The 10297-nt window shown below is 41.9% G+C and carries 12 protein-coding genes; all 12 read left to right on the forward strand.

Translation table 11 applies throughout. From position 1 onward, the window contains the following. Nucleotides 1-1087: translation initiation factor IF-2 (gene infB / locus SORDD27_RS07840; RefSeq protein WP_081103405.1), on the forward strand; the 1087-nt coding region annotated here is incomplete at its 5' end. 166 nt (nt 1088-1253) lie between these two features. Next, entirely contained in the window at nt 1254-1604 is a 351-nt protein-coding gene (gene rbfA / locus SORDD27_RS07845; protein WP_001273601.1) for a 30S ribosome-binding factor RbfA, read from the forward strand. Between the two features lie 134 nt (nt 1605-1738). Beyond that, nucleotides 1739-2518: a hypothetical protein gene (locus tag SORDD27_RS07850; protein ID WP_061428398.1), complete on the forward strand. Its 780-nt coding sequence runs from the start codon at nt 1739-1741 to the stop codon at nt 2516-2518. Between the two features lies 1 nt (nt 2519). Continuing rightward, complete coding sequence (locus SORDD27_RS07855; protein WP_000505781.1) at nt 2520-2702, forward strand: hypothetical protein; 183 nt, start codon at nt 2520-2522, stop codon at nt 2700-2702. A gap of 262 nt (nt 2703-2964) precedes the next feature. Beyond that, entirely contained in the window at nt 2965-3198 is a 234-nt protein-coding gene (locus SORDD27_RS07865) for a DUF1858 domain-containing protein (protein WP_000368739.1), read from the forward strand. Then, nucleotides 3198-4532 carry a DUF438 domain-containing protein gene (locus SORDD27_RS07870; RefSeq protein ID WP_061428400.1) on the forward strand — a complete coding sequence of 445 codons (1335 nt, stop codon included), beginning with the start codon at nt 3198-3200 and terminating at the stop codon, nt 4530-4532. Before SORDD27_RS07865 ends, SORDD27_RS07870 begins: the two co-directional genes overlap by 1 nt. Nucleotides 4533-4541: 9 nt before the next feature. After that, entirely contained in the window at nt 4542-4796 is a 255-nt protein-coding gene (locus tag SORDD27_RS07875; RefSeq protein WP_000119707.1) for a DUF1912 family protein, read from the forward strand. 97 nt (nt 4797-4893) lie between these two features. Continuing rightward, the gene (locus tag SORDD27_RS07880; RefSeq protein ID WP_000038703.1) at nt 4894-5289 is read left to right on the forward strand and encodes a helix-hairpin-helix domain-containing protein; all 396 of its coding nucleotides are present in this window, start codon (nt 4894-4896) and stop codon (nt 5287-5289) included. Nucleotides 5290-5565: 276 nt separating this feature from the next. Continuing rightward, nucleotides 5566-6135, forward strand: a complete 570-nt coding sequence (locus SORDD27_RS07885) for a GNAT family N-acetyltransferase (RefSeq protein ID WP_049550477.1) — start codon at nt 5566-5568, stop codon at nt 6133-6135. A gap of 45 nt (nt 6136-6180) precedes the next feature. Then, nucleotides 6181-7158, forward strand: a complete 978-nt coding sequence (locus SORDD27_RS07890; protein WP_231069327.1) for a hypothetical protein — start codon at nt 6181-6183, stop codon at nt 7156-7158. Nucleotides 7159-7230: 72 nt separating this feature from the next. Continuing rightward, nucleotides 7231-9879 carry a valine--tRNA ligase gene (locus tag SORDD27_RS07895; protein WP_061428402.1) on the forward strand — a complete coding sequence of 883 codons (2649 nt, stop codon included), beginning with the start codon at nt 7231-7233 and terminating at the stop codon, nt 9877-9879. Nucleotides 9880-9923: 44 nt separating this feature from the next. Beyond that, the coding region (locus tag SORDD27_RS10020; protein ID WP_196755631.1) for an AAA family ATPase at nt 9924-10297 on the forward strand (374 nt) is incomplete at its 3' end.

Here is a 10297-nt window from a genome sequence, read left to right on the forward strand (position 1 = left end):
AGATTCTGAATTTGTTGAAATCTCAGCTAAATTCAACCAAAATATCGAAGAATTGTTGGAAACAGTCCTTCTTGTGGCTGAAATCCAAGAACTCAAAGCAGACCCAACAGTTCGTGCTATCGGTACGGTTATCGAAGCTCGTTTGGATAAAGGAAAAGGTGCGGTCGCAACCCTTCTTGTTCAACAAGGTACCTTGAATGTCCAAGATCCAATCGTTGTCGGAAATACCTTCGGTCGTGTGCGTGCTATGACCAATGACCTTGGTCGTCGTGTTAAGGTTGCAGGTCCGTCAACACCAGTTTCTATCACAGGTTTGAACGAAGCGCCAATGGCGGGTGACCACTTTGCCGTTTACGAAGATGAAAAATCTGCGCGTGCGGCCGGTGAAGAACGTGCAAAACGTGCCCTCATGAAACAACGTCAAGCTACCCAACGTGTCAGCCTTGAAAACCTCTTTGATACACTTAAAGCTGGTGAGCTCAAGTCAGTTAATGTCATCATCAAGGCCGACGTACAAGGTTCTGTTGAAGCCCTTTCTGCCTCACTTCAAAAAATTGATGTGGAAGGTGTGAAAGTGACCATCGTTCACTCGGCTGTCGGTGCTATCAATGAGTCTGACGTGACTCTTGCGGAAGCTTCAAATGCCTTTATCGTTGGTTTCAACGTACGCCCTACACCACAAGCGCGTCAACAAGCGGAAGCTGACGATGTAGAAATTCGTCTCCACAGCATTATCTATAAGGTTATCGAAGAGATGGAAGAAGCCATGAAAGGGATGCTTGACCCAGAATTCGAAGAAAAAGTTATCGGTGAAGCAGTTATCCGTGAAACCTTTAAGGTATCTAAAGTCGGAACTATCGGTGGATTCATGGTTATCAACGGTAAGGTTACCCGTGACTCTAAAGTTCGTGTTATCCGTGACGGTGTCGTTATCTATGACGGCGAACTTGCAAGCTTGAAACACTACAAAGACGACGTTAAAGAAGTTACAAACGGTCGTGAAGGTGGATTGATGATTGATGGCTACAATGATATCAAGACTGATGATGTGATTGAGGCCTATGTCATGGAAGAAATCAAACGATAATAGAGAAACGATAGCCGATTTGACTCGTCGTCAACAGCGCCTTGATGAACCCTTAGTTCTATCTAAGGCTTGTTTCCTAGATTCAAATGGCTCTAGTTCCTCTATCTAATAAAAATAGCTAGGTCTGCTGGCCTAGCTTTTGGTTCAAAGTAGAGAAAGGAATATCATGGCAAATCATTTCCGTACGGATCGTGTGGGCATGGAAATCAAGCGCGAAGTCAATGAGATTTTGCAAAAGAAAGTCCGTGATCCGCGTGTCCAAGGTGTGACCATTACAGATGTTCAGATGCTAGGTGACTTGTCTGTTGCCAAGGTTTACTACACCATTTTGAGTAACCTTGCTTCGGATAACCAAAAAGCTCAAATCGGGCTTGAAAAAGCAACTGGTACCATCAAACGTGAACTTGGTCGCAATTTGAAATTGTACAAAATCCCAGATTTGACCTTCGTCAAAGACGAATCCATCGAATATGGAAACAAGATTGACGAAATGCTACGCAATCTGGATAAGAACTAAGAAAGAGGGGGAACCCTCTTTTTTGTTGCCAGAGTACGATAATTGCTATCTGATAAAAATCGGTTTAAAAAATTTGTATATTTCAAATAGTATGATATGATAAAGCTTGATATAAATGAAAAACGGAGAGATATATGGCTAAACAAGATATAGCTATGCAAGTACTGCAACAAGTGGTGAAATTACCCGTAGTCAAAGTTGATCGAGAGAAATTTTTAGTAGAAAAGTTTTCCAAGGAATTAGATCGCAAGGACATTGCTACCTTATTAGAACAAGGGCCGACTTCTTTGTTACCTCAGGAAAGCTTGGACCGAGTGGCCAAGGCCTGTATTAAGGACAATGTCTTGCTGGCCAGCGGCACTTCGGTATTGGCAGGTCTACCTGGAGGCCTTGCCATGGCAATTACCATTCCAACAGATGTAGCCCAGTTTTACGCTTTCTCATTAAAATTAGCTCAAGAACTAGGGTATATTTACGGATTTGATGATCTCTGGGCATCGCGCAATGAGTTAAGCGAGGAAGCTAAAAACACACTCCTACTGTACCTCGGTGTGATGCTGGGAGTAAATGGTGCAGGTGCTCTGCTTCGATCAGGCGGTGTGACAGTAGCCAAACAAGTCATAAAAGTAGTGAACAAGAAAGCCTTGACAAAGACGCTCTGGTATCCTATTTTAGAGAAAATTTTGAAAATTTTTGGTGTTAATCTGACAAAAGGAGGCTTGGCCAAAGGAATGGGAAAAGTGATTCCTATCCTAGGCGGAGTCATTTCTGGTGGCTTAACCTTTGCGACCATGAAGCCGATGGGAGAAAGATTGCAACAGGAATTGTCCAAACTAGTCAACTACAATGAAGTTCAATATCAAAAAGATGTTGATATTATCCGAAAAGAGGTCGAAATCATCGAAGGAGAGTAATATGGGATTCATTAAAATTCTAGCCAAGACTTACGGGAATTACTTTTTTGTGATGCAAAGCGTCAAAGTCCTGAAGAACATGAAAAAAGATGACAATGCTCTAGTAGGTTTCGGGAAAGTACTGCTTGCTGATAAGTTGATGGATGTAGCCCAGTGGCTCGCAAAACCAGATGATAAGGAATAACTTGAAATGAAAGAAACTAGCAGGAACTCCACTGCTAGTTTTTTAATCTCTTCCCTTATGGTATAATATAATCAGTAAAATCATTTTATACTCTTCGAAAATCTCTTCAAACCACGTCAGCTTCACCTTGCCGTAGGTATAGATTACTGACTTCGTCAGTTCTATCCACAACCTCAAAGCAGTGCTTTGAGCAGCCTGCGGCTAGCTTCCTAGTTTGCTCTTTGATTTTCATTGAGTATTAGAACATACAATGGAGGTCGTCATGGATAATATCATCGATGTATCAATTCCCGTTGCAGAAGTGGTGGATAAGCATCCAGAAGTCTTGGAAATCCTAGTAGAGCTGGGTTTTAAACCACTTGCTAATCCCTTGATGCGCAACACAGTCGGTCGCAAGGTATCGCTCAAACAGGGTTCTAAACTTGAAGGAACTCCTATGGACAAGATTGTCCGCACACTGGAAGCGAATGGTTACGAAGTGATTGGGTTAGACTAATGGCAGATGAACGAATTCATATCCTACGGGATATTTTGTTAGAATTGCACAATGGCGCCTCTCCTGAGTCAGTTCAGGAGCGTTTTGATGCGACTTTTACGGGTGTTTCAGCCATCGAGATTTCCCTCATGGAGCACGAGCTGATGAACTCAGACTCGGGTGTTACCTTTGAAGATGTCATGGAGCTCTGTGATGTCCATGCCAATCTTTTTAAAAACGCTGTTAAGGGCGTTGAAGTAGAGGATACCGAGCATCCTGGCCACCCAGTTCGCGTCTTCAAGGATGAAAATCTGGCCCTCCGTGCAGCCTTGATTCGCATTTGGAGATTGTTAGATACCTATGAGACTACGGAAGATGAAGAAATGCTTGTGGAGATGCGCAAGGGTTTGGTCCGTCAAATGGGACTTTTGGGGCAATTTGATATCCACTACCAGCGCAAGGAAGAGCTCTTCTTTCCTATCATGGAGCGCTATGGTCACGATTCACCCCCTAAGGTTATGTGGGGAGTGGATGATCAGATCAGAGAACTCTTTCAGACAGCTCTAGCGACAGCTAAGGCACTACCAGAAGAGTCAATTAGCACTGTAAAGGAAACTTTCGAAGCTTTTGCGACAGAGTTTGAAAGTATGATTTTCAAGGAAGAGTCCATCCTCCTCATGATTCTTCTTGAGTCCTTCACCCAGGATGACTGGCTTCAGATTGCGGAGGAGAGCGATGCCTACGGCTATGCCATCATCCGTCCGTCAGAGAAATGGGTGCCAGAGCGACAGAGCTTTGTTGAGGAAAAAAGTGCAGAAGAGCCCGTACAACTAGACACGGCAGAAGGTCAAGTTCAGCAAGTTATCGATACACCAGAAGGCCAGTTCACCATTACCTTTACCCCTAAGGAAAAGGAAGCGGTGCTGGACCGCCATAGCCAACAGCCTTTTGGCAATGGCTATCTCTCCGTAGAGCAGGCCAACCTCATCCTCAATCACCTCCCTATGGAGATCACTTTTGTCAATAAAGACGATATTTTCCAGTATTACAATGACAATGCGCCAGCTGATGAGATGATTTTCAAACGGACACCGTCCCAAGTCGGACGAAATGTCGAGTTATGCCATCCTCCAAAATATTTGGAGAAAGTCAAAGCTATCATGCAAGGTCTTCGTGAAGGGGTCAAGGACAAGTATGAAATGTGGTTCAAGTCAGATTCGCGAGGCAAATTTGTCCACATCACCTACGCTGCAGTACACGATGAGAACGGGGAATTCCAAGGCGTGCTAGAGTATGTTCAGGATATCCAGCCCTACCGAGAGATTGATACGGACTACTTCCGTGGATTAGAATAAGGAGAACCAATGAGTTACGAACAGGAATTTATGAAGGAATTTGAGGCCTGGGTTAATACCCAGATCATGATCAACGATATGGCGCACAAGGAAAGTCAAAAAGTCTACGAAGAAGACCAAGACGAGCGTGCCAAAGATGCCATGATTCGCTACGAAAGCCGCTTGGATGCTTATCAGTTCTTGCTTGGTAAGTTTGAAAACTTTAAGGCGGGCAAGGGATTTCATGATTTGCCAGAAGGCTTGTTTGGTGAGAGAAACTATTAAAATACAGATACTTTCTTGATTTTTTCCCAAAATCTTGATAGAATATCTTTATTAAATCCTTGTCAGAGCAGGGATTTTTTATTGAAAGGATTTTATCATGTCAAAGAAACTCCAACGTAAAAAACAATTGCGAAATAGCCTTCGTCGTTCAGGTGCATTTTCAAGTACTGTGACTAAGGTTGTCGAAGAGACCAAAAAAGTCGTGAAACATGCGGAAAAATCTGCCAGCCAAGCAGGAAAAGTCGTCTCTAAAAAAGTGGAACAAGCAGTAGAAGCGACCAAGGAACAAGCTCAAAAAGTGGCGAATTCAGTAGAAGATTTCGCAGCTACTTTGGGTGGCCTCTCAGTAGATCGCGCTAAGACTTTCTATGATGAAGGCATCAAGTCAGCTTCTGACTTCAAAAACTGGACAGAAAAAGAACTCCTTGCCTTGAAGGGAATCGGTCCAGCTACGATTAAGAAATTAAAAGAACACGGAATCAGCTTCAAGTAATTTTTCTTGTCCCTTGCATTTCCGTCAAAAACTTGCTACAATAGAGCCATTAGAGGTGTTTTGAATCCCACATTTTACAGAAAGTGGCGGTGCTGAGAAGTCCACAAATGTGTCAAAACTGGTTGCTGATGGATAAAAATGAAATAATATTGTCTTTTTATTTATAAAGACGAGAGTTGCGGGCCTTGCCCGAAATTGGGTGGTACCGCGGATTAGTACATTCGTCCCTGTCATGAATATGGCAGGGGCATTTTTTATGGGAAGCGAGGGAGAAAGATGATAATAGCTGAGTTACCAGAACGTTTAGAAACCGAACGGCTAGTCTTACGAGTCCGTACCGTGGCTGATGTTGTGGATATCTTTGACTATGCCAGTAGGCCAGAAGTTTCCTACCCAGCAGGCTTTCCGCCCGTCAAGACCTTGGAAGATGAGATTTATTATCTGGAGCATATTCTGCCCGAGCGCAATGAAAAGGACAATCTCCCAGCTGGTTACGGCATAGTGGTTAAAGGGACCGATACTATCATCGGCTCTGTTGATTTCCCTCGTCGTCACGAGGATGATGTCTTGGAGATTGGCTATATCTTACATCCAGACTATTGGGGTCTAGGTTATGTTCCAGAAGCTGCGAGTACCTTGATTGATTTAGCTTTTAAAGAATTGAACCTACACAAGATTGAACTGACTTGCTTTGGCTATAACCTTCAAAGTCAACGAGTCGCCGAGAAACTTGGTTTTACTCTCGAAGCTCGCATAAGAGACCGCAAAGATGCCCAAGGTAACCGCTGTGACAGTCTGATATACGGCTTGCTGAGGAATGAGTGGGAAGCTCAAGGCCAACGTTAAAGAAACTGTTAGTTGAACTGTTCGAGAAAATCGAACAGTTGGGATGTGTTGAAAAATTTCGAAAGCGAGGTTAGAAGATTGGAAATAAGCCAGATTATTACTCTAATTAGTGGAGCTGGTCTAGGGGCTATCTTGAGTGCAATTTTAGTTTTCGCTAATAATAGTAAAAGAAATCAACTTGATTATATTACTAAAGAACGCTCTGAATGGAGAAAAAGCATAAAGTTAATAATTGTTGATTTGCTAAATGGAGAAAATAGGGAGTCTGCAGTAAATAGTCTTAGAACACAAATCAATCCATATGGCTATTGTAGAAATATTAAATATACTAATGAGTATTACATGAAAGATGGACATATTTGGGATCTTTTAAATGATTTTGATTACTCAGAAGAAAAATCGCAAAAACTCATTCAGTATCTAAGGTTACTCTTGAAATATGATTGGGAACGTTCAAAAAATGAGGTTAGAATTAATAATAATTTCTTATGGAATTTTTTAAGATGGGGATTGATAATTCTAAACTTAATAATGTTATTTTGGGCGGGAAATGTGAATAATGAAGTAAATATGTATTTATCATTATTTTCAGTTATTCTTTTATTTTTGCAACCGTCCCTAATAAAATTGCTATCTAAACTCAATTCTGATTCGCCTAAAGAAAAAACTATTTTAATACTAACCTCCTTAGTTGGGTTTGTATCGCCTCATCTTTATTCACTTTATTTAATATTTATTCTATTGAATTTTTATAATCTATTTAAATTGAATTTTCTGGTAAATATCTTCCTGTTAATTTTTATGTTAATTATAATTTCTTCCGAACTTTTGTTAATTTATCAAATTTTTAATATAGACTATAAATATATTTCTCAAATAAAAAAGATAGAAAAAAATAGGACTGATTTAGAGTTAAAATATTACGAAATTTACAATTTAAATTATAGATTGAAACAAAAATTATGGGATATAAAATATAATATAACAAAAGAAGATGTTAATAAACTAAAAAAGAACAGATAAAAATACGCAAGAAACTAAATAAGAAATTAAAATAGAAGCTAATTAGGAAACTAATAATTAAGGAGAACACACATGTCTAAAGAACTTTCACCAAAATACAATCCAGCCGAGGTTGAGGCTGGTCGTTACCAAAAATGGCTTGATGCCGATGTTTTCAAGCCTTCTGGCGATCAAAAGGCTAAGCCTTATTCAATCGTTATTCCACCACCAAACGTAACTGGTAAACTTCACCTTGGTCACGCTTGGGATACAACGTTGCAGGATATCATTATCCGTCAAAAACGCATGCAAGGTTTTGATACGCTTTGGCTTCCAGGTATGGATCACGCGGGGATTGCCACTCAGGCTAAGGTTGAGGAGCGCTTGCGTGGTGAGGGCATTAGCCGTTATGATCTTGGTCGTGAGAAATTCCTCGAGAAAGTCTGGGAATGGAAAGACGAATATGCCACGACTATCAAGGAACAATGGGGCAAGATGGGGCTCTCTGTAGACTACTCTCGTGAGCGTTTCACCCTTGACGAAGGTTTGTCAAAAGCCGTGCGCAAGGTCTTTGTGGATCTATACAAGAAAGGCTGGATCTACCGTGGTGAGTTTATCATCAACTGGGATCCAGCAGCTCGCACAGCCCTTTCTGATATCGAAGTTATCCACAAGGACGTGGAAGGTGCCTTCTACCACATGAACTACATGCTGGAAGACGGCTCACGCTCCCTTGAAGTTGCGACCACTCGTCCTGAGACTATGTTTGGGGACGTTGCTGTTGCGGTCAATCCAGAAGACCCACGCTACAAGGATTTGATTGGTAAAAACGTCGTCCTTCCTATCGCTAATAAACTCATCCCAATCGTTGGGGACGAACACGCAGATCCTGAATTTGGTACGGGTGTCGTGAAAATCACGCCTGCCCACGATCCAAACGACTTCTTGGTTGGTCAACGCCATAACTTGCCACAAGTCAATGTCATGAACGATGACGGAACCATGAATGACTTGGCCTTTGAATTTGCAGGTATGGACCGTTTTGAAGCTCGTAAGGCAGTTGTTGCTAAGTTGGAAGAAATTGGTGCACTTGTTAAAATCGAAAAACGTGTCCACAGCGTTGGTCACTCAGAGCGTACAGGTGTGGTGGTTGAGCCACGCTTGTCTACGCAGTGGTTCGTCAAGATGGACCAATTGGCCAAGAATGCCATTGCCAACCAAGACACAGAGGACAAGGTAGAATTCTACCCACCTCGTTTCAACGATACCTTCCTTCAATGGATGGAAAATGTCCATGACTGGGTAATCTCTCGTCAGCTCTGGTGGGGGCACCAAATCCCTGCTTGGTACAATGCTGAGGGTGAAATGTACGTCGGTGAAGAAGCACCAGAAGGTGACGGATGGACTCAGGACGAAGACGTCTTGGATACTTGGTTCAGTTCTGCCCTTTGGCCATTCTCAACCATGGGCTGGCCTGATGTCGACTCAGAAGACTTCAAACGTTACTTCCCAACTTCAACCCTGGTAACAGGTTACGACATCATCTTCTTCTGGGTGTCTCGTATGATCTTCCAATCCTTGGAATTCACAGGTCGTCAGCCATTCCAAAACGTTCTGATTCACGGTCTTATCCGTGATGAGCAAGGACGCAAGATGTCTAAGTCTCTTGGGAACGGGATTGACCCAATGGATGTCATCGAGAAATACGGTGCCGATGCCCTTCGTTGGTTCCTTTCAAACGGTTCTGCACCAGGGCAAGACGTCCGCTTCTCTTATGAGAAAATGGATGCTTCATGGAACTTCATTAACAAGATCTGGAACATCTCTCGCTATATCCTCATGAATAATGAAGGATTGACCCTTGAGCAAGCAACGGCTAATGTGGAAAAAGTTGTTAACAAGGAAGCTGGAAATGTCACAGACCGCTGGATTCTCCACAACCTCAATGAAACCATCGGAAAAGTCACTGAAAACTTTGACAAGTTTGAGTTTGGTGTTGCTGGACACATCCTCTACAACTTCATCTGGGACGAGTTTGCGGACTGGTACGTTGAGTTGACCAAGGAAGTCCTTTATAGCGATAACGAAGAAGAGAAAGTCATCACACGTTCTGTTCTCCTTTACACTTTGGACAAGATCCTTCGTCTCCTTCACCCAATCATGCCATTCGTGACAGAGGAAATCTTTGGACAAATCTCAGAAGGCTCTATCGTTACAGCGGAATACCCAACTGTTAACCCAGCCTTTGAAGACCTTGCGGCCCACACAGGTGTCGAAAGCCTCAAAGACTTGATTCGTGCAGTTCGGAATGCGCGTGCGGAAGTAAACGTAGCACCAAGCAAGCCTATCACGATTCTTGTTAAGACTAGCGATAGCGACTTGGAAGCCTTCTTTAACAGCAATGTCAACTACATCAAACGCTTCACAAATCCAGAACACTTGGAAATCGCATCAACCATCCCTGCACCTGAACTCGCTATGTCAAGCGTCATCACAGGAGCAGAAATCTACTTGCCACTGGCAGACCTTCTCAATGTCGAAGAAGAATTGGCTCGTCTCGACAAGGAACTGGCTAAATGGCAAAAAGAACTGGATATGGTCGGTAAAAAGCTCTCTAACGAACGCTTCGTAGCCAATGCCAAACCAGAAGTCGTCCAAAAAGAACGCGACAAACAAGCCGACTACCAAGCTAAATACGACGCGACCGTCGCACGTATTGATGAGATGAAGAAGTTGGTCTAGGGCATCGTAAATAACATTAGTTAAGATATATAGGAAAATAAGATATGATAAAAATTTCTCAAATAAAAATTAGTAATTTTAGATCATTTACTAATGAAGAAAATATTATTAGGGAACTTGATGTTTTAAATATTTTTGCGGGTCGAAATAACGTTGGAAAAACAAACGTTTTAAGAGCTATTAATTTATTTTTTAATCCTAAGTCCTACAATCCAAGTATTGATAGAAATGCTATTAAGGAAATTACTAAAGGTGCTAGTAAAGATCCTGTTATTACCGTAGACTTTATTGATGATGAATTAGAAACTGGTAAAGAAAGTAAGTATCAAATTTATTGCAATCTTAATAAAGAAGAGTCGGAACTTTACAAGACGAATTCAAAACATGCAAAATTAAACTCGAGTAGCAAAATAAAAAA

This window comes from Streptococcus oralis, assembly GCF_001579025.1.
Classification (GTDB): Bacteria; Bacillota; Bacilli; order Lactobacillales; family Streptococcaceae; genus Streptococcus; species Streptococcus oralis_X.

What these genes read in the sequence shown, in the direction of transcription:
- SORDD27_RS07855 (WP_000505781.1), top strand. Translation starts at nt 2,520, where the DNA reads ATGGGATTCATTAAAATTCTAGCCAAGACTTACGGGAATTACTTTTTT.
- SORDD27_RS07870 (WP_061428400.1), top strand. Translation starts at nt 3,198, where the DNA reads ATGGCAGATGAACGAATTCATATCCTACGGGATATTTTGTTAGAATTG.
- SORDD27_RS07895 (WP_061428402.1), top strand. Translation starts at nt 7,231, where the DNA reads ATGTCTAAAGAACTTTCACCAAAATACAATCCAGCCGAGGTTGAGGCT.
- SORDD27_RS07850 (WP_061428398.1), top strand. Translation starts at nt 1,739, where the DNA reads ATGGCTAAACAAGATATAGCTATGCAAGTACTGCAACAAGTGGTGAAA.
- rbfA (WP_001273601.1), top strand. Translation starts at nt 1,254, where the DNA reads ATGGCAAATCATTTCCGTACGGATCGTGTGGGCATGGAAATCAAGCGC.
- SORDD27_RS07875 (WP_000119707.1), top strand. Translation starts at nt 4,542, where the DNA reads ATGAGTTACGAACAGGAATTTATGAAGGAATTTGAGGCCTGGGTTAAT.
- SORDD27_RS07865 (WP_000368739.1), top strand. Translation starts at nt 2,965, where the DNA reads ATGGATAATATCATCGATGTATCAATTCCCGTTGCAGAAGTGGTGGAT.
- SORDD27_RS07880 (WP_000038703.1), top strand. Translation starts at nt 4,894, where the DNA reads ATGTCAAAGAAACTCCAACGTAAAAAACAATTGCGAAATAGCCTTCGT.
- SORDD27_RS07885 (WP_049550477.1), top strand. Translation starts at nt 5,566, where the DNA reads ATGATAATAGCTGAGTTACCAGAACGTTTAGAAACCGAACGGCTAGTC.